Below are 19,586 nucleotides of genomic sequence, written 5' to 3'. Positions count from 1 at the left end.
CACTTGTCTCGCGCCAGTGCCGCGCACATATTCACTCTATGGTAGACAAAACGCCGACGCGACCCGCCAGCGCTCCGCCTGCACGGCAAGGCAAGGTCAGTGACGATGTTGCAGCCTTCGTCCAGAAGGTGGGCACTCTCGCTCGGCCCGATGCCGCGCAGGATGGACGGCTGCTGTTTGCGCTCGACGCCACGATGAGCCGGCAGCCGACCTGGGATCTGGCGCAGTCATTGCAGGCAGAAATGTTCAAGGCGCTGCCCAAGGATAGTGCGCTACAGGTGCAACTGCTCTATTTCCGCGGTTTCGGAGAATGTCGCGCCTCCAAATGGGTGATCGACGCGCAGGCGCTCGCACGGCTGATGAGCGGCATCGATTGCCGTGGTGGCAATACCCAGATTGGCAAGGTTTTCGCTCACGCGCGTGCCGAGCATGCCAAGCGCAAGGTCAATGCCGTGGTTTTCGTTGGGGACGCCATCGAGGAAAGCGTCGATGGGCTGGCCGAGAAGGCCGGCCAGCTTGGCCTGCTGAATTGCCCGGTGTTCTTTTTCCAGGAAGGCCGCGACGCTCGTGTCGAAGCGGCATTTCGCGAATTCGCGCGGCTGACCAAGGGCGCCTATGCACGTTTCGATGCGTCGGCCCCTCAGGAATTGGCCGCCCTGCTCAAGGCTGTGGCTGCCTATGCCAGCGGTGGCCGCGATTACCTCAAGCTGCAGAACAGCGGTCAGGCGCGGGCACTGCTGGCGCAGATCGAAAACCGATGAGCTACGTCTTTCTCGGCGGTATCGCCCTGCTCGCGACCTTGGCCGCACACGGCTATCTCAAGAAACTCGACAGGGGCACGCTGTTCCGAGGGCTGCGCTGGCTGGTGGTGGGCGGCGGTGCGCTGATTGCCATGCTGCTGCTGATTGCCCGCCGGATCGATCTGGCACTCTTTGTAGGGGCCGCCGTTTTCTCGGTGTGGCGCACAGGCCGGTTGGGGCCAATCTCCCTTGATGGGGGCGCCGCCGAGGCAGGCAATATCTCGAAAGTGCGCAGCCAGTATTTCGCCATGGAACTCGACCATGACACTGGCGCCGTATCCGGGCGGGTGCTGACCGGGCAGTTCGCCGGACGCGATCTCATGGATTTGGGCGAGCATGACACACGCCAATTGATCATGGAGATAGAAACCGATCCCGACAGCATCAGCCTTCTGGAAAGCTGGCTCGACGCCAACCGGGCCGGATGGCGCGAATATTTCGCGCAAACCGATGCCGCGGGGAACGCAGGCCAGCAGCAGGATGAGCCGCGCGATGCGCGCGCGGAAGCCTATGAGGTTCTCGGCCTAAAACCCGGCGCCACGGACGACGAGATCAGGGCGGCCCATCGCGAACTGATGAAGGCGGTGCACCCGGACCACGGTGGCTCCAGCTATCTTGCCTCCAAGATCAACGAGGCGCGCGACCGTCTCCTGCGGCACTGAGGGTTCGTGGACCAACCGCGAGCATAAGCGTCGTTCGCTCGGGCGGGCTCCTGATAAATTTTCACCATTCCCCGCTTGGACATTCCCCCGGGCCATGCTTTGATGGGTTGGCGCGCTACCGGACTAACAGAAGCCGGAGTGGGCACGTAAAGGGAGTGAAGAATGATCATCAAGAAGCTGGGCCGCCGTGCGGTCCTTGGCCTGTCGACCATCGCATTGGCCGCTGGCATGCTCGGTTCGTCCGTGTCGATGGCGCAGGACGTGACCATTCCAATCATCGTCAAGGACACCACGTCCTTCTATTGGCAGATCGTCCTGGCCGGCGCGCGAGCCGCAGGGGAGGAGCTCGGCGTCAATGTTCCCGAACTGGGCGCCCAGGCCGAAACCGACATCAACGGCCAGATTTCCATTCTGGAAAACGCCGTCTCCGGCAGTCCCGCCGCCATCGTGATCGCGCCAACCGAACGCTCCGCGCTGGGTGCACCGATCACCGAAGCTGCGGCATCCGTGCCGATTATCGGCATCGACTCTTCGGCTGAATCGGAAGCCTTCTCCTCGTTCTTGACGACGGACAACGTGCAGGGCGGACGCATCGCTGCCGACGGCCTCGCCGCCGCCATCGAGGCTGCCACCGGCAAGATCGAGGGTGAAGTCGCCATCATCACCAATAGCCCCAATGCCGGCTCGCTCGAAGAACGCCGCCAGGGCTTCATGGAACAACTGGCCTCCGAATATCCGGGCCTGACGCTAGTGGCTGACAAATATGCTGACGGCCAAGCTGCCACGGGCCTCAACATCACCACCGACCTGCTCACCGCCAATCCAAACCTGGTGGGCATCTTCGCGTCCAACCTCATCCAGGCGCAGGGCGCAGGCCAGGCGATTGCGGAAAACGGCGCGGCTGAACGTGTTGCGCTGATCGGTTTCGATAGCGACGACAAGCTCGTCGGCTTCCTCAAGGATGGCACCATCGACGCCCTCGTGGTGCAGGACCCCTACCGCATGGGTTTTGACGGCATCAAAACGGCGCTTGCCGTATCCAAGGGTGAAACCGTGGAGAAGTTCGTCGATACCGGCGCCAACCTCATCACCACGGCCAACATGGAAGAGCCGCGCAGCCAGGAACTGCTCAATCCCAAGGTGAACTGACCAGACCGGACGCGCGGAGCGGATCTGCACCGCGCGTCCTTCCACTGCAGTGCCACGGCCCGGCAACAGGGCTAGGTCCTGCCACGTGCGGGGGGTGTCGCATTTGACTGATCTATCCAGTGGCTCGGCCCAACCGGCGAGCCAGGGCAACGCTGCCACTGTGGGCGGCGACGATATCATCCTTGAACTGCGCGACCTCGAGAAGCGCTATGGCCATATCCAGGCGCTCAAGCGCAGCACGCTGGCTTTTCGGCGCGGTGAAATACACGCCATCGTGGGCGAAAACGGCGCGGGAAAATCCACGCTGATCAAGCTTTTGACCGGGGTCATTCGGCGTTCGGGCGGCACAATCGTCTGGAACGGGCAGGAGGTCGACCTCTCCACCCCTAACGAAGCGATCGCTCTGGGTATCAACGCAGTGCACCAGGAAGTGGTACTCTGCCGCCACCTTTCCGTCGCCGCCAACATCTTCCTGGGGGACGAAAGCACCAAATTTGGCCTGTTGCAGCGGCGCGACATGACCCGCGCGGCGCAAAAAATTCTCGATGACATGGGCTTCAGCCTGCCGGCCGACGTCATTCTGGACACCCTGACCATTGGCCAGCAGCAATTGGTGGCGACCGCCCGCGCTTCGTTGCGCGGAACCAAGTTCATCATCTTCGACGAACCTACCGCCTACCTCACTCGTCAGGAGGCCACCCAGCTCTTTGCTTTGATCCGCCGTCTCAAGGCAGAGGGTGTCACCGTTGTTTATATCAGCCACCGCATGGAGGAGGTGTTCGAACTGGCCGACCGCGTCTCTGTCTTGCGGGACGGCACCCATGTGGGCACCCGCAATATCGATGAGACCGACGACGCCGAACTGGTGTCGCTGATGATCAATCGCACGCTGGACCAGATCTACCACAAGGAGCAGATCCCGTTCGGCAAGACCCTGCTGGAAACCTGCAATTTGAGCGGCAAGGGCTTCACCGACATTTCCATCACCCTGCGGGCCGGCGAGATCGTCGGCCTCTATGGCCTGATCGGCGCTGGCCGCAGCGAGTTCGCGCTGTCCGTTTTTGGGCGCAACCCGAAAACCTCGGGAGATATCCTGTGGAAGGAGCAGCCCGTCGATATCAGCAACGAGCGCAAGGCAATCGATCTGGGCATTGCGCTGGCGCCCGAGAGCCGGCGCGACCAGGGCCTCAATCTCAACCTGCCAATCGGCTTCAACATCAATCTGCCGGTCTATGACCAATTGATGGCTGGCCCCATCATCGACCATGGCGAGGAAAGACGCCGGGCCGACCAGCAGATCAAGGATCTGGGCATCAAGACCCCGTCGCGCCGCTCGCTGGCCTCCTCCATGTCGGGCGGCAACCAGCAGAAGATCGTCATCGGCAAATGGCTCAACCATGGGGCCGAGGTGTTCATCTTCGACGAACCCACCGTTGGCGTCGACGTCGGCACCAAGGCGGAAATCTACCGGCTGTTCGCCAAGCTGCTCAAGAATGGCGCCGGGATCATCCTGATCTCGTCCTATCTGCCTGAGGTCTACGAGCTGGCCGACACGCTGCACGTGTTCCGCGAGGGGCATCTGGTGGGCAGCCAAACCGATCGCGAGCGTTCGCACGAAGACATTCTGGCAGAGGCCATCGGCGTTTAGCCTGCCGTTCTGGAGACTACGATGACCACAGAGATTACCCCGACCACCACCAAGACCCGTCGCAATTTCAGTTTTCTGTTCGCGCTGACGCTGGTTGGCCTGCTTGTCCTGATCTGCGTGGCGCTCAGCATCGCCACCCCTAATTTCGCCACCGGCAACAATATTTCCAACCTGCTGCGGCAGGGTTCGATGATTGCGATCCTCGCCATCGGGCAGACTTTTGTCATCATTACCGCCGGGATCGATCTTTCCGTGGGCGCCATCGTGGGCTTTTCCACGGTGGTAGTGGCGGGGTTGATCCAGTCGGGCATGCCGGTCTATCTGGCCATCATCATCACACTGATCATGGGCCTGCTGATCGGATTTTTCCACGCCTTCGGCATCGTCAAGATGGGCCTGCCGCCTTTCATCATCACGCTGGCAACGCTGACTTCACTGCGCGGCATCGGCCTGTTGATGACCAATGGGTCGACCATCAACATCACTGATGCGAGCTTCAACCAGTTCTCGCGCGAGAGCTTCCTGGGCGTGCCGAACCTGTTCTGGATGGTGATCATCGTCGCGGTGCCGGCATTCGTTTTTCTGCACCTGAGCAAATGGGGCCGCTATCTCTATGCCGTGGGCTCAAACCCCGAAGCAGCGCGCCTTTCGGGCGTCAGTGTTCCCAAGATGATCTATATCGCCTATGGGCTCTCCGCCATGTGCGCGGCCATCGTCGGGGTCATGCTGGCAGCGCGCCTGGGCGTTGGCAACGCGACGCAGGGCGAGGGGTGGGAACTGCAGGCCATCGCCTCCTCGGTGATCGGTGGCACCTCCCTGTTTGGCGCCGTTGGTTCGGTACACGGACCGCTGATCGGCGCCTTTATCCTGGCCACCATCAGCAACGGCGCGAACCTGCTCAACGTCAATTCCTTCTGGCAACGCATCATCACCGGCGCGTTGATTATCATCATCGTCTTCTTCGATCAGCTTCGCCGGCGTAACCGGTAGGGGCGATGCAGGCCGTTCGCCTTCTGGGCGCTAATAGGCTCGAACTGCAGTATGTTCCGACACCTGCGCCGGGCGCTCGCGAGGTGCTCATCAAGGTTGAAGCCTGCGGCATTTGCGGGTCGGATCGACATATGTATGCGGGGGAGTATCCGACCAGCACGCCGGTGACGCTGGGGCATGAGTTCGCCGGCACGGTGATCGAACTGGGTTCCGGCGTCGAGCGCATCCGCGTCGGTCAGCGCGTCACGGGCGATCCCAATATCGCTTGTGGTACCTGTGCGCAGTGCCGGGAGGGCCGTGTCAATCTTTGCGTCATGCTCACCGCAATCGGCGTGCGGCGGGACGGGGGCTTTGCCGAATATCTGGTGATGCCCGAGGGACAGGCGCATGTGCTACCCGATGATCTTGATCCCGCGCACGGCGCCTTTAGCGAGCCGCTCGCCTGCTGCCTGCATGGTCTGGATGTGGCACGTATCCGCCCGGGCGGTAGCGTGGCGATTTTCGGCGGCGGGGTGATCGGGCTGCTGATGGCGCAACTCTGCCGCCTCGCGGGCGCCACCACGGTAATTCTTTCCACCCGCCAGCAACCGCGGCGCGATCTGGCGCTGCGTCTGGGCGCCACCCATGCTGTCGATCCCAATGCCGGCGATGCCGTCGCGCAGATCCGCGACATTGTCGCCGGTGGCGTCGATGTGGCGCTGGAATGCGCCGGGGTGCCGCAGACCTTTGCGCAATCGATCGCGGCGGTTCGACGTGGGGGCGCTGTGGTCATTTTCGGCGTCATGCCGCAGGGGCAGGCAGTGGAGGTGACCCCGTTCGATCTCTTGGTCAACGAAGTGCGGCTGGAAGGTGCTTACCTCAACCCGCTGACCCATGCCCGCGCAGCGGCGATGATCGCTGCAGGCACACTGGCGCTTGACCCGCTGGTGAGCCGCATTGTGTCGCTCGCGGAGGTGCCATCGATCATTGCCAATCCTCCGGCACAAGGCGAAATCAAGATCGTCGCTCGTCCCTAGGCGGTATTGAAGAATGAAACCAGCGCGGGCGGGATAAGGGCTCGGCTGCCTATTCGTTGGCTGGGAGGGGAAACCGGAAAAACCAACCCATTCCCTGTGCCGCCACGTCCGGTTGACGCGCGCTGGTCTCGATGAGGCAAATAAATCCGGGGCGATTTCGTTCCACCTCGCGCCCACAGGAACCGGCCAACGGGCCCCGCATTGGTGAGGGATGGAGGAGCAGGTGCGGCCACCGCCTCACCGCGCAAGCGGCACGATGCGCCTTAGTCCTCGCGCTCGATGGCGCTTTCATGCCAGCGATGCAGCGTCAGCCAAGCGATCAGCGAGGTCAGTGCATAGATCGCGATGCCCGTGCCGCACAGCATGATGAGCGCGGCGAACATGCGCGGTAGATTGAGCCGATACTGGCTTTCCAGCAGCCGGAATGCCAGACCGGCGCCTTGTCCGGCCGAGCCTGCGGCAAACTCGGCGACAACGGCGGCGATCAGCGACAGTCCGCCCGCGATCCGTAGCCCCGCCATGAAATAGGGCATGGAGGCAGGAATCCTGAGGAAAAGCAGGGTCTGCCACCTGTTGGCGCCATACAGCTCGAACAGGTCAAGCAGCCGGTGATCGACGCTTTTTAGGCCCTGCACCATGTTGGAAAGAATGGGGAAGAAGGCGACGGCGAACGCGCAGATCATCAAGGCAGTCTGCGTGTCGGGCGCATAGATCAGGATTAGCGGCGCGATTGCGATGATGGGCGTGACCTGCAGGATCACCGTGAACGGAAACAGCGCCAGTTCCAGCCATTTGCTCTGGACGATTATGATGGCAATGGTCACGCCGCCGATGATGGCCACAGCCAGCGCCATGAAGGTGATACGCATCGTCACCAGCAGCGCGGGCCACAACGTGTCGCTATCGGTAAACAGCGCCACGGCCGTATCGACCGGGCTGGGCAGAATATATTTGGGAATCTGATTGGCAGTGACGATCCACTGCCAGACCAGGATTCCCCCTGCCAGTGCCAGCAGGAGCACGAGGACCTGCAACACTCTCTGGCGGGTGGAAATGCTGGGAACTCTCGGTGTGGATGCCATGGAACTCAGCTCTCCGCTGCGCGAATAGCGCCTTGCAGGGCTTCCGATACGCTCTGGCAATTGGCCCGGTAGAATTCCGACACCCGATAGGTTTCGCCGCGCATCTCGGGCTGGGCGATGGGAAGATCGCTGAACACCTGGCCGGGGCGCGGCCGCATCACCACGATCCGGCTGGAGAGGTATGCCGATTCAAACACCGAATGGGTTACGAAGATCACCGTGATGCCCGTCCGGCGCCAGAGCGCCAGCAAATCGTCATTGAGCTTGTGGCGTGTAATCTCGTCGAGTGCGGCAAAGGGTTCGTCCATCAGCAGGAGCCTGGGCCGGGTTACCAGTGCCCGCGCAATGGAAACGCGCATCTTCATGCCGCCTGAAAGTTGGCGCGGGTAGGCATTGGCGAAATCGGCAAGGCCGACGTTTTGGAGATTGTCCATCACCCGCTCGCGTGCCTGGGCCTTGCTCAGGCCATGCAGCTTGAGCGGCAGGTAGACATTGCCGAACACATTCTGCCAAGGCATCAGGGTCGGCTCCTGGAAGACGAAGCCGATATCGCCCTGCGGCAGGCCGCGCTCATTGGTTCGGGAAGAGGGCCATTCCACGGTGCCGGAGCTGGGTGCGGCCAGCCCCGCCATGATGCGTAGTGCCGTGGATTTGCCGCAACCAGAGGGCCCGAGCAGCGACAGGAACTCGCCCTCCCCAATTTCGAGCGACATGCCGTTGAGCGCCAGCGTGCCATTGGCGAAGATCTTGCTGACATCGCGCATGGCAAGGAGTGTGGACATGGCTGGCTTACTGCGCCGCCAGCTCGACGCCGACGCCCTTGCAGGTGAACTGCGTCGTATAGGCTTTGGTCAGTTCGATCCCCGGCTGGTAGACGCCGGCCTCGGTCATCTCGGTATAAAACTCCGACCAGCGGGCATCGGTCATGCAGCCAATCCCCTGGGTTTCGGCTTCGCCGGAAACCACGATGCCATATTCCTTGAGCTTTTCGACCCCGAACGCGATCTGCCCATCGGTCATGTCGGGATTGTCTTGTCTGATCAGCGCATTGGCATCGGCATTGTCGCCATAAAGGTAATTGTACCAGCCGATCGCCGTGGCATCGACGAAGCGCTGTACTAGGTCGGGGTTTTCTTCGACAAGCTTTTGGCTCGTCTGGATGGTGGTGGAATAGGGCTGGTAGCCATAATCGGCCAGAAGAAATACCTTCGGTTCCCAGCCTGCCTGCTTTTCGATCTCGTAGGGCTCGGAGGTTACATAGCCCTGCTGCACGGCCATCGGATCTGCAAGGAACGGCGCGGGATTGAAGGTATAGGGCTCATAAAGATCGTCGCTGAACCCTTCGAAAGTCGATTTGATCCAGGGCCAATAACCGGCAAAGAACGTGTCCTTGCCCATGATGATCTTGCTGGCGCCGTTAAGGCTCGCGACATCGGTGAAGGGTGCGTCGGGATGCGCCAGCAGAACTTGGGGGTCCTTCTGGAAGATGGCAGCCACCGAGACGATCGGAATGCCTTCGGCAGCGGCGTCGATGGTCGTCATGCCACCGATGTAGAAATCGATCTGGCCGGCGATCAGCAATTGCCGGTTGGGAGCCTGTGGGCCGCCTTGGCGGATCGTCACGTCGAGGCCGTATCGGGCATAGGTGCCATCGGCAACCGCCTGGTAGAAACCGCCATGCTCGGCCTGGGCCAGCCAGTTAGTGCCGAAAATTACCTTGTCCTGGGCCAGCGCCGTGGAGCCGCAGGCGCCAACGACCATGGTGGCGGCGATGGTAAGTTTGACGATACTCATTCCGTGCTCCCGGCCGTACCCCACGGCCAATCTCGTGCGGTGCATCCGCATGTCGCATACATCTTACGCTTCGCGCCGCTTATGAAGCGAAAAATGGTCCCTCGGCAAAAAAGGCTCAGATGTCGCTGCCGAGGCAAATGGACCATCTGTTGACGAAGCCATTTCCAGCTTGCCAAGCCCACCTCGATGCACGCTAGATAAGCAGCAGGAAAGCTTGGGCGTTTATTGAACAGAACGGGGTTGGTAAATGACACAAAGAGCAACAATTGGCCGACGCACATTGGTCGCGGGCCTGGCAATGGGCACCGCGCTGGCGCTGAGTGGCGCAGCCTGGGCGCAGGATGTGCTCAAGGTTGCAGCCGTGTGGACCGTGCCGGTCGAGCAGCAGTGGGCCTCGCGCCTGCACAACGCACTCACCGCAGCCCAGGAGCGCGGCGAGATCGAATACGTGTTTTCCGAGAACATCTCCAACACCGATTATGAGCGCGTGATGCGCGAATATGCCGAGCAAGGCGTCAAGCTCATGGTTGGCGAAGCTTTTGGTGTCGAGCAGCCAGCGCGCGCGGTTGCGGCGGACTATCCGGAGATCGCGTTCCTCATGGGTTCGTCCTTGCCGCCGGTGGAGCCGAACTTTGCCACTTTCGACAATTTCATCCATGAGCCGAGCTATCTCTCGGGCATGATTGCGGGCGAAAAGACCGAGACCAACCAGATCGGCATGGTCGGCGGCTACGCCATCCCTGAGGTCAATCGCCTGATGAACGCCTTCATGGCGGGCGCGCTAGCGGTCAATCCGGACGTCAAGTTCTCGGTCAGCTTCATCAATAGCTGGTATGATCCGCCCAAGGCCAAGGAAGCCGCCTTCGCCATGGTCGATGCCGGCGCCGACATCCTTTATGCCGAGCGCTTCGGGGTTTCCGACGCCGCCAAGGAACGGGGCATTCTTGCCATCGGCAATGTTATCGACACGGCGGCTGACTACCCCGGCACCATCCTCGCCAGCGCGCTCTGGCATGGCGAGCCGATGATCGACAAAGCCATCGCCGACGTAAAGGCCGGTAGCTTCACCGCTTCGGATTACGGCATCTATGCCTTCATGCAGCATGGCGGCTCGAGCCTGGTGGTGGACGAAGCCCTGGCTGGGGCAGAGGCTGTTGCCGCCGCCAAGGCCAAGGAAGAAGAAATCAAGTCGGGCGCCTTCACTGTCGAAATCAACGACGTCGAGCCGACCTCGACGCAGTAATCGTTAGCCGGGCGCCGCAACAGCGCCCGGCCTTTTCTATCCGGGGCCGCATGCAAGAGAACCCAATCGTCCTTTCGCTCGAAGGCATCACCAAGCGTTTTGGCGCGCTTGTGGCCAATGATCGGCTGGACCTCACGCTGCATCGCGGCGAAATCCTGGCTCTTCTGGGCGAGAACGGCGCGGGTAAGACCACGCTGATGAATATCCTGTTCGGCCACTATGTGCAGGACGAGGGCATTGTGCGCGTCGGCGGGCAGGTGCTGCCGCCCGGATCGCCCGGCGCGGCGCTGGCGGCCGGTGTGGGCATGGTGCACCAGCATTTTGCCCTGGCTGAAAACTTATCCGGATTGGACAATATTCGGCTTGGCACCGAGCCGCTGCTGCGCCTGGGCAATGGCCGCTCTGTGGCGCGCCGCAAGGTCGAGCAGATCATCGCGGAGAGCGGGCTCGAGGTGGATCTCGACCGTCGGGTTGCAGCGCTGACGGTGGGCGAGAAGCAGCGCGTGGAAATCCTCAAGGCGCTCTATCGCGACGTTCGGGTGCTGATTCTGGACGAGCCCACGGCCGTGCTGACGCCGCAGGAATCCGAGGGGCTGTTTACCGTTTTGCGGCGGCTGGCGGATAATGGGCTGGGCGTCATCTTTATTTCCCACAAGCTGGGCGAAGTCCTCTCGGTGTCGCATCGTATTGCGGTGCTGCGTGGTGGGCGCAAGGCCGGGGAACTGGTGACGGCTGAAGCTGATCGTCGCGCGATCGCCGATCTGATGGTTGGCAAGGCGGTGGCGGAGGTGAAGCGCACGGCGCCCACCCCGCGCGAAACGCTGGTGGAATTCCGCAATGTATCGCTGGCCCGCGGCGTGGCACGGGCGCCGCTCAGCAATGCCAGTTTCGAGTTGAGGGCTGGCGAGATCGTGGGCGTCGCCGGCGTGTCAGGCAACGGACAGGCGGCCATCGCGGCGCTGCTCTCGGGGCTGGCGGTGCCAAGCTCTGGCGAGGTGCTGCTGAACGGGGTGACGATTACCTCCGCCGATCCGCGTGCGCTGGTGGCCGCGGGTGTCGCGCGCATGCCCGAGGATCGCCAGCATGATGGCGTGGTGGGCACCATGAGCGTGGCCGACAACATCGCCATCGAGGAAGTGCGCGGCAAGCCATTCGCTCGCATGGGCATGCTCGACCGCAAGGCGATGCGCGAGCGCGCGACGGCCGCCATTGCGGCTTACGATATTCGTTGTCCCGGGCCGGACGCCGAAGCGCGACTGCTGTCGGGCGGCAATGTGCAAAAGCTCATTCTGGCGCGAGTGCTGGAGCGGGAGCCGCGCGTCATTCTCGCCAACCAGCCCACCCGTGGCCTCGATGTCGGCGCGCAGTCCGAAGTGCATCGCCGCATCATCGCCGCGCGCGACCGGGGCGCGGCCGTCATGGTCATATCCGAAGATCTGGACGAACTCTTTGCCTTAGCAGATCGGTTCCTGGTGGTTCATGCCGGCGAGGTCACCGATGCGGGGCCATCCGCCGTGCTTGACCGCGGCAGCGTGGGCCTGCTTATGGCCGGCCAGTCCATCACCTCACCCTCGGCCGCTTCCGCATGAGTTTTCGCCTAGAACCCCGCGCCAACCCCTCCTTGGCTCTCAAGCTCGCCGTTTCGCTTGTCGCAGGGCTGGTGGCGCTGTTGCTGGTCGCCATTCCCGTGCTGTTTGCCGGCGGCAATCCGTTCAGCGCCTATGGCTTGATCATCCAGGGCGCGTTTGGCTCGATGTTCGCGTTTTCCGAAACGCTGAACCGCGCTACGCCGCTGATCCTGACCGGCCTTGCCGCCGCCGTCGCCTTCCGGGCCCGGCTCTGGAACATCGGTGCCGAGGGTCAGCTCTATATTGGTGCCTTGGCGGCCGTGCTGGTGGGCAGCGGGCTGTTCGCCATGCCGCCGATGCTGCTTATTCCCACGGTGATGATCGCCGGATTTCTGGCCGGCGGGCTGATGATGGTGATCCCCACCATGCTCAAGCAGCGCTTTGGCGCCGACGAGGTGGTGATCACGCTGCTGCTCAATTTTGTGGTGATCCTGTTCGTCCAGATGCTGATCGAGGGGCCGCTGAAGGACCCGCTATCCATGGGCTGGCCGCAATCGGTGCCGTTGCTGGCTGAGGCGAAGTTCGACAAACTGGTGCCGCGCCTGCGTATGCACTGGGGATTGATCGTGGGGCTTGCCGCGGCGCTGCTGCTATGGCTGATGGTGCGCAAGACTGTGCTGGGTTTCGAGATCAAAGCTGTCGGCGAGAACCGCGCTGCCGCGCGCTTTGCCGGTATTCCGGTCAATGCCACCATGCTCAAGGTGGCATTGATTTCGGGCGGACTCGCGGGACTTGCTGGCGTCGGCGAAGTCGCTGGGGTCAAGGGCTATCTATCTGCCGATCTGTCGCCGGGCTTTGGCTATTCCGGCATCGTCGTGGCCATGCTGGCGGGGCTTTCGCCCATCGGCACGGTCTTTGCCGCGCTGTTCGTCGCAGCCATGTTCGTGGGCGCCGATTCCATGAGCCGCGCGACAGGCATTTCCAATTATCTGGCCGATCTGGTGGTGGCGCTATCGCTGCTCTGCGTACTGGTCGGCGGCTTCTTCCTGCGGTTCCGGGTGCGCTATGAGCGCAGGCCCGCTCTGGCGGAGGGACGCTGAGACATGGACGTTCTCATTGATATTTTCGGCTCCGCCAACTTCTGGGCCGCCGCCGTCCGCATTGCCACGCCGCTGATCTTCGGCGTGCTCGGCGCGCTGATCTGCGAGCGGGCAGGGGTGCTCAATCTTGGCATTGAGGGTATATTCGTGGCCGGGGCCATGGCTGGGTGGATCGCGGTTTATCTGGGTGCCGGGCTTTGGGGCGGCGTGTTGATCGCGGCGCTTGCGGGAGCCATGTTCGGCCTGCTCCACGCGGTCCTGACTGTCATCCTGGGTCTGTCGCAGCACGTGTCGGGTATCGGCATAACCCTGCTGGCAACGAGTTTGAGCTACTTTACCTATCGCACGGCGCTGCCCAGCGTCACTTCCCCGCCGCGCATTACCCCATTCCAGCCCATCTCTATTCCCGGCCTGAGCGATCTGCCTTTCATCGGGCCGGCGCTGTTTGCGCAGACGCCGATGACCTGGCTGGCGCTGGTGCTCGTCGCCGTGCTGGCGTTTGTGCTTTATCGCACGCCGCTGGGGTTGGCGATCCGCGCGGTGGGGGACAACCCGGCCTCAGTTGAGGCACAGGGCCTGTCGGTGCAGGGCCTGCGCGTTGGCGCCGTTGTCGCCGGCTCCGCCCTGATGGCCGTGGGCGGCGCGTTCCTGACGCTTTCGGCGTTTGACGCGTTCTTTTTCGGCATGGTCAATGGCCGCGGCTGGATCTGCATCGCGCTTGTGGTGTTCGCGTCCTGGCAGCCGGGCAAGGCGCTCCTTGGGGCGCTGCTCTTTGGCGCGTTCGACGCCTTCCAGATTCGGCTGCAGGCGGAGATCGGCCAGATCGTGCCCGGCCAGGTGTTCCTGATGCTGCCGTACCTGCTATCCATTCTGGCGCTGGTAGTTGTGGCACGTCGTGCCGACTATCCCCGCGCGCTGCTGCAGCCCTGGTTCAAGGGGCAGCGGCATTAATCCCATGTGACCTCGTGGTGAGCTTGTCAAACCACGGAGTCCTGGCACACAAATCCCGCCACACCTCGTCCTTCGACAGGCTCAGGATGAGGTCTGCTGAACAATAGAGGCCAATATGTTCGACCTGAAAATCACCAATGCCACCCTGCCAGACGGCCGCACCAATATGGGCATCGGCGTCCTCGACGGGCGCATTGCGGCGGTTGAGGCGAACCTTGGTGGCGAGACGGGGCGGACCATCGATGCAGCGGGGCAATTGGTGTCGCCGCCGTTCGTCGATTGCCATTTCCACATGGACGCAACGCTTTCGCTCGGCCTGCCGCGGCTCAATGAATCGGGCCTCCTGCTCGATGGCATCAAGATCTGGGGCGAGCTCAAGCCGCTTTTGACCCAGGAAGCGGTGATCGAACGCGCCATGGCCTATTGCGATCTGGCGGCGAGCCAGGGGCTGCTCGCCATCCGCACCCATGTCGACATCTGCGACGAGCGACTGCTGGGCATGGAAGCGCTGCTTGAGGTCAAGCGCCGCGTGGCGCCCTATATCGACCTGCAACTGGTCGCTTTCCCACAGGATGGCTATTACCGCTATCCCGGTGCGGTCGAACTGCTGAACCGCGCGCTCGACATGGGTGCCGATGTGGTCGGCGGCATTCCGCATTTCGAGCGGAGCATGGCGGATGGCGCGGCCAGCGTTACGGCGCTGTGCAAGATCGGCGCCGAGCGCGGTCTACTGATCGATGTGCACTGCGACGAGACGGATGATCCCCTCAGCCGCCACATCGAAACGCTGACCTACGAAACCCAGCGCCTGGGCCTGGGTGGCCGCGTGACCGGCTCGCACCTCACCTCCATGCACTCCATGGATAATTACTACGTGTCCAAGCTGCTGCCGCTAATGGCCGAGGCGGGCGTTGCGGCAATTGCCAATCCCAACATCAACATCGTCATCCAGGGCCGTCACGATACCTACCCCAAGCGCCGGGGCATGAACCGCTTCCCTGAAATGCTGCAATACGGCATCACCTGTGCTTTCGGGCAGGATTGCATGATGGACCCCTGGTATTCGCTGGGTCAGGCCGACATGCTCGAGGTGGCCAATATGGGCCTGCATGTCGCGCAGATGACCAGCCGCGACGCCATGCGGCAGGCCTTTGCTGCGGTCACGACCGGCCCGGCCAAGATCCTGCAGCTTGAGGGCTATGGGCTCGATCTGGGCTGCAAGGCGGACATGGTTTTGCTGCAGGCCAGCGATGCGATCGAGGCGATCCGGCTGAAGGCAACGCGGCTCAAGGTGATCAAGGGCGGCAAAATTATTTCGGAGACGGCGCCACGGACCGCGCAGTTGGGCCTGCCGGGGCGGCCGGGTTCGCTTGATCCGTCCAAGGTGGGGCCGCAGATTTAGCCCCTAATCCTCCGCCCAATGGCCGTACATGATCGGCATGGTGCCGACCAGGGCCTTGAACCGGTCCCAGCTTTTGCGCTCCGGGGTGGTCCAGCCGGATTCGGCGATGGCTGACAGGCGGGGGAAAACCAGGCGGTCGAAGATGGCGCGGTTGGTCATGGATTCGCTCCAGATACAAGCCTGGATGCCGAGGAGATGGGTCAGTCCCTTTTCGGACATGCCTTCGCGCGATTCAAACTCATAGGTCTCCTGCGGGCCGGACCACCCAGCCCAGCCGGCGCCAGGTTCGGCCCAAGCCACGCCGTTGGCCATGTCAAGATAATAGCGTTGGCCGGGCGATACCACGATGTTGAAGCCGCGTTCGGCGAGGGCAGCGTTGATCTCGACATTGCGCCAGCCGATGACGAAGCTCTTGTCCTTGTCGACCGCGTCGCCATGGGCAGCTTCTTCCCAGCCACCGGTGATGGCGCCCTTGGACGCGATGTAATCGTGCACCCGGCGGATGAACGCCGCCTGGATCAGTGCCGTGGGAGAGCCCTCGATTTCGTCGGCGCCATGGTGGTTGCCCAATTGGTTGAACTGCGCCTCGTGCTTGCGGCGCATTTCGGGGCCGCCCAGCTTTTCGATCATGTCAAGCGCCAGCGGCGAGCCGGACCATGCGGCAAGCGGCACCTCATCGGCGCCAAGGTGGAAGATGCCGGCGGGAAAGAGCTCGAGCACTTCGTCGACAATGTTCTGCACGAACTCGTAGACGGGTTCGTAGGCCGGGTTGAGGCTGTTATTGGGGAAGCCCTGCACCGATTGGTATTCCCCGGTTTCCGCCGGGTCACGCAGGTGCGGCAAAGCCTGAAGTGCGGCATAGAAATGGCCGGGCATGTCGATTTCGGGGATGACGGTGATGGCAAGGCTATCGGCGAGCGCCACGATCTGGCGGGCGGCGTTCTTGGAGTAATAGCCGCCGGTTGGATGCGGCCCTGAACCCAGCAGTGGCGGCAGCGCCTTGCCGTGCCCGCGCCAGGCAGCGATTTCGGTCAGCTCGGGGTAGGCGTCGATCTCCAGGCGCCAGGCCTCATCCTCGCTCAAATGCCAGTGGAATTTGTTGAGCTTGTTCCAGGCCACCAGCTTGATGAGGCGCGAGACTTCTGCTGTGGAATAGAATTGGCGAGCGACGTCGAGATGGCAGCCGCGATAGCCGAAGCCGGGCGCGTCGGTGATCGTGCCGCCGGTCGGGAACAGGAACGTCTGCGGATATTGTTTTGCACCGCGCAGGATCTGCCCAAGCGTCACCAGCCCATAGAACATGCCCTGGCGCGTGGTGGCGGACACTGTGGCATTCTCGGACGTGAAGGCGATCTCGTATGCCTCAGGGCTCATGCCTTCTGTGGATACGATGCTGACCGGCATGCCGGCTTCGGAGGCCGGACGAACCAGACCTTCCACGGGAAACAAATCATCGACAAGGCCCGCAAAGGCGGCTGCGGCCTTGCCGGCATCAGTGCCTTGGGGCCTGAGGTCGAGACCCGGAGGGGCGGTGCGGGCGCCTGTGGTGGCAACCGACCGCGGCCAGGGAATGATCGAAAGCGACACTGGCGCCTTGGCCGGCACCGGGAATTTCGCAGCACCCTTGAGGAGGGGCGAATTGTGGCCTTTGGCCTGGGTCGGCGTGGTAGCGAGGTGAACGAGCGTGCCATCGGCCAGCACGACATAGGCGGCATTGGCGCCGTCGCTCCAGTGGCGCAAGCCATAAGACAGACCGCGCGCGACCGCCGTCCATTTGGAGCCCGGTTCCAACACGAATCCATCCGGCGGGGCGATTACGGTGTGGTTGGAGAGGCGCTTGAGCAGATTGCCGTTTTCCAGCGTGGCCGTGGGGTCGATGCGGGCAGGGCCGGAAAAGCTCAGTTGGAAATTGCTGACCGCTTCGTCGCCCTCGTTGGTGAGTTCAAGGCCATAGCCGAGCGGTTCGCCATCGGCGGCAGGGGTCCAGGTGGTGACGAGAGAGAAGGCGATGGTCATGGGGACACTCGTTCTGAATTTGTGCCACGCCCTCGTGGTTCGAGGCTCGTGAAGAACTCGCACCTCACCATGAGGGCTACTCCGGATACAGCGCTCCCAGTAGCCTCATCGTGAGGCGGGAGCGCAGCGACCCTCGAACCACGAGGGCGTGGCAGTCTCGTCTTCAATCTCCCAAAGGCTGCCCGTCATCGCCGTCGCGATTGACGACAAGCTGGTGCTTGATGCGGCGCATGCTGGCGATGGAGGCGGCACCCAGGCGCGTGGCGACGGTCTGCGCGAGAACGTCGATGGTGGCCAGAAAGGCATAGCGCGCCGGTGTGGGGCGGAGGATGTCGGTGTTCTCCTGCCAATTGACGGGCAAGAGGATGTCGGCCTCCTGCGCTATGGGCGAGCCGGACCGGGTGACGACGATGCGGGTGATGCCATAATCGCCCGCGACCCGCATGGCCTTGGCCAAAGGCAAATTATTGCCGGTCAGGGAAAAGGCGATGATGACCGAACCCGGCGGGGCGGCAGCGGCGCGCATCATCTGCATCTGGTGATCTTCGGTGGAGGCGATGCGCAGGCCCAGCCGGAACAGGCGGGCTTCGGTTTCGCTCGCCATCATGGACGAGGCGCCGCCCGAACCGAATGCCAGCACGAAGCTTGATCCGGCGATGCTTTCGGCGGCGCGTTCGACGGCTTCGAAGTCGAAATGATCAAAGCTCTGATAGATGGTGGACTGGATGCCATTGATGACCTCTTGGGCGATTTCGCGCGCGCTGGAGGGCCCGGCAGTCGCGGTATAGTAGCGTTGGCCGACAAAGCGGGACTGGGCCAGCCGCACCTTGAAATCGGCATAGCTGTCGCATCCCAGCCGCCGGCAAAACCGCGTCACCGTGGGCGGGGACACATCGGCCTGGGCGGCAAGGTCCACGATCGACATCTTGAGCACGCTGTCGGCGTCGGCCAGCACGATCTCGGTCAGGGCACGTTCGGAGCGGGTGAACGCATTTTTCTCGGTCTGCAACAGGCCGACAATATCGAGCATCAACCCAATCCTCCGCGAGACGCAGACCTAATAGACCGCCTTGCCGGCGCTATCGAACAGATGAACCTGGTCGCGGGTAAAGCCTAGCGTCACCGGCTGGCCATCGCTGACCTTTGGGTCACCCTCGAACAGCCCGACGAAGTTTTCACCGGCCGGCAGGGTCGAATAGAGCACGGTGTGGATGCCCAGATGCTCGACGATGCGGGGGGTGATATCGAGGGTGAAATCACCTGTGCCGAGTTGGAGGTGCTCAGGGCGAATGCCCACGGTTACGCTCTGACCGGCACCCAGCTTGGCATCGCGCGGCAAGGAAATCGTGCCCAGAGCGCCCAGGTCGACAGCAAGCGTGGTGCCATCAGCGGAGGTCACGGTGCCGTTGATGAAGTTCATCTTGGGCGAACCGATGAAGCCGGCCACAAAGAGGTTGTCGGGTTTGTGGTAAAGCTGGAGCGGGGAGCCGACCTGGGAGATGGTGCCCACATCAAGCACCACGATCTTGTCGGCCATGGTCATGGCTTCGACCTGGTCGTGGGTCACGTAGATCATGGTGGAACCCAGGCGCTTGTGCAGTTCCATGAGCTCGATGCGCATCTCGGAGCGGAGCGCGGCATCGAGATTGGAGAGCGGCTCGTCAAAGAGGAAAATCCGGGGCTGGCGCACGATGGCGCGGCCGATGGCGACGCGCTGGCGTTGGCCGCCCGACAGGGTGCCGGGGCGCTGCTGCAGACGGGATTCGAGCTGCAGCACCTTGGCGGCGGCACTGACGCGCTTGTCGACCTCGGCCTGGGGCAGGCGCTCGACGCGCAGCGGGAAGGCGATATTTTCGTAGACAGTCATATGCGGATAGAGCGCATATGACTGGAACACCATGGCGATACCGCGCTGCACGGGCGGCAGGTCGTTGACGACGCGGCCGCCGATCTCGATTTCGCCGGCGCTGACCTCCTCAAGGCCGGCGATCATGCGCAGCAGGGTGGACTTGCCGCAGCCGGATGGGCCCACAAAGACCACGAACTCGCCTTCGGAAACCTCCAGGTCGATACCCTTGATGATATGGGCTTCGCTAAAGGACTTCTGCACATGCTTGAGGCTGAGCTCGGACATTGTTCGTCTCCGGTCGGCGGGGCTGTTCCCG

Annotated in this window: 17 protein-coding genes; 11 read left to right on the top strand and 6 right to left on the bottom strand. The window is 62.6% G+C overall.

Annotated elements, in window-relative coordinates; translation table 11 throughout:
• Positions 1-38 precede the first annotated feature (38 nt).
• From C8264_RS08240 to C8264_RS08215, 6 genes are all read left to right on the top strand, one after another.
• Positions 39-761 (top strand): hypothetical protein, encoded by a 723-nt coding sequence (locus C8264_RS08240; protein WP_108460495.1) that lies wholly within the window; start codon positions 39-41, stop codon positions 759-761.
• The gene (locus C8264_RS08235; protein ID WP_108460494.1) at positions 758-1,462 is read left to right on the top strand and encodes a DnaJ domain-containing protein; all 705 of its coding nucleotides are present in this window, start codon (positions 758-760) and stop codon (positions 1,460-1,462) included. The genes C8264_RS08240 and C8264_RS08235 overlap by 4 nt, the downstream gene beginning before the upstream one ends.
• Before the next feature lie 162 nt (positions 1,463-1,624).
• Positions 1,625-2,611 carry an ABC transporter substrate-binding protein gene (locus C8264_RS08230; RefSeq protein ID WP_108460493.1) on the top strand — a complete coding sequence of 329 codons (987 nt, stop codon included), beginning with the start codon at positions 1,625-1,627 and terminating at the stop codon, positions 2,609-2,611.
• A 160-nt stretch (positions 2,612-2,771) separates the two neighbouring features.
• The gene (locus tag C8264_RS08225) at positions 2,772-4,259 is read left to right on the top strand and encodes a sugar ABC transporter ATP-binding protein (protein ID WP_342748687.1); all 1,488 of its coding nucleotides are present in this window, start codon (positions 2,772-2,774) and stop codon (positions 4,257-4,259) included.
• 21 nt (positions 4,260-4,280) lie between these two features.
• Complete coding sequence (locus C8264_RS08220; RefSeq protein WP_108460492.1) at positions 4,281-5,249, top strand: ABC transporter permease; 969 nt, start codon at positions 4,281-4,283, stop codon at positions 5,247-5,249.
• A gap of 5 nt (positions 5,250-5,254) precedes the next feature.
• Positions 5,255-6,265, top strand: coding sequence for a zinc-dependent alcohol dehydrogenase family protein (locus tag C8264_RS08215; RefSeq protein ID WP_108460491.1), 1,011 nt, complete (start codon positions 5,255-5,257; stop codon positions 6,263-6,265).
• A gap of 263 nt (positions 6,266-6,528) precedes the next feature.
• Here the strand turns inward: C8264_RS08215 and C8264_RS08210 are convergent, their stop codons facing one another.
• The 3 genes from C8264_RS08210 to C8264_RS08200 are packed head-to-tail and all read right to left on the bottom strand — an operon-like array spanning position 6,529 to position 9,141.
• Complete coding sequence (locus C8264_RS08210) at positions 6,529-7,347, bottom strand: ABC transporter permease (RefSeq protein ID WP_108460490.1); 819 nt, start codon at positions 7,345-7,347, stop codon at positions 6,529-6,531.
• A 5-nt stretch (positions 7,348-7,352) separates the two neighbouring features.
• Positions 7,353-8,129, bottom strand: a complete 777-nt coding sequence (locus C8264_RS08205; protein ID WP_108460489.1) for an ABC transporter ATP-binding protein — start codon at positions 8,127-8,129, stop codon at positions 7,353-7,355.
• A 7-nt stretch (positions 8,130-8,136) separates the two neighbouring features.
• Positions 8,137-9,141: an ABC transporter substrate-binding protein gene (locus C8264_RS08200; RefSeq protein ID WP_108460488.1), complete on the bottom strand. Its 1,005-nt coding sequence runs from the start codon at positions 9,139-9,141 to the stop codon at positions 8,137-8,139.
• Between the two features lie 247 nt (positions 9,142-9,388).
• Here C8264_RS08200 and C8264_RS08195 point away from each other — a divergent pair, with 247 nt between their 5' ends.
• From C8264_RS08195 to C8264_RS08175, 5 genes are all read left to right on the top strand, one after another.
• Positions 9,389-10,384, top strand: coding sequence for a BMP family protein (locus tag C8264_RS08195; protein WP_108460487.1), 996 nt, complete (start codon positions 9,389-9,391; stop codon positions 10,382-10,384).
• A 50-nt stretch (positions 10,385-10,434) separates the two neighbouring features.
• A complete protein-coding gene (locus C8264_RS08190) occupies positions 10,435-11,973 on the top strand; it encodes an ABC transporter ATP-binding protein (RefSeq protein WP_108460486.1) in 1,539 nt (512 codons plus the stop codon).
• Positions 11,970-13,052, top strand: coding sequence for an ABC transporter permease (locus C8264_RS08185; protein WP_108460485.1), 1,083 nt, complete (start codon positions 11,970-11,972; stop codon positions 13,050-13,052). The genes C8264_RS08190 and C8264_RS08185 overlap by 4 nt, the downstream gene beginning before the upstream one ends.
• Positions 13,053-13,055: 3 nt before the next feature.
• Positions 13,056-14,003: an ABC transporter permease gene (locus C8264_RS08180; RefSeq protein WP_108460484.1), complete on the top strand. Its 948-nt coding sequence runs from the start codon at positions 13,056-13,058 to the stop codon at positions 14,001-14,003.
• Between the two features lie 115 nt (positions 14,004-14,118).
• A complete protein-coding gene (locus tag C8264_RS08175; RefSeq protein WP_108460483.1) occupies positions 14,119-15,405 on the top strand; it encodes an amidohydrolase family protein in 1,287 nt (428 codons plus the stop codon).
• A gap of 3 nt (positions 15,406-15,408) precedes the next feature.
• On the opposite strand, the gene C8264_RS08170 is transcribed toward C8264_RS08175, so the two are convergent.
• The 3 genes from C8264_RS08170 to C8264_RS08160 all read right to left on the bottom strand — a co-directional run bounded on the left by C8264_RS08170 (position 15,409) and on the right by C8264_RS08160 (position 19,555).
• On the bottom strand, positions 15,409-17,421 hold the full coding sequence (locus C8264_RS08170) for a beta-N-acetylhexosaminidase (RefSeq protein ID WP_108460482.1): 2,013 nt from the start codon (positions 17,419-17,421) through the stop codon (positions 15,409-15,411).
• A 163-nt stretch (positions 17,422-17,584) separates the two neighbouring features.
• Positions 17,585-18,451, bottom strand: coding sequence for a MurR/RpiR family transcriptional regulator (locus tag C8264_RS08165; protein WP_108460481.1), 867 nt, complete (start codon positions 18,449-18,451; stop codon positions 17,585-17,587).
• A 27-nt stretch (positions 18,452-18,478) separates the two neighbouring features.
• Positions 18,479-19,555, bottom strand: a complete 1,077-nt coding sequence (locus C8264_RS08160) for an ABC transporter ATP-binding protein (RefSeq protein WP_108460480.1) — start codon at positions 19,553-19,555, stop codon at positions 18,479-18,481.
• Positions 19,556-19,586: the final 31 nt, after the last annotated feature.

Origin of the sequence: Devosia naphthalenivorans, assembly GCF_003056355.1 — a bacterium.
Lineage (GTDB): Bacteria > Pseudomonadota > Alphaproteobacteria > Rhizobiales > Devosiaceae > Devosia > Devosia naphthalenivorans.
Note: the sequence above shows the minus strand (reverse complement) of the source record. Positions and strands in the feature narration are given on the sequence as shown.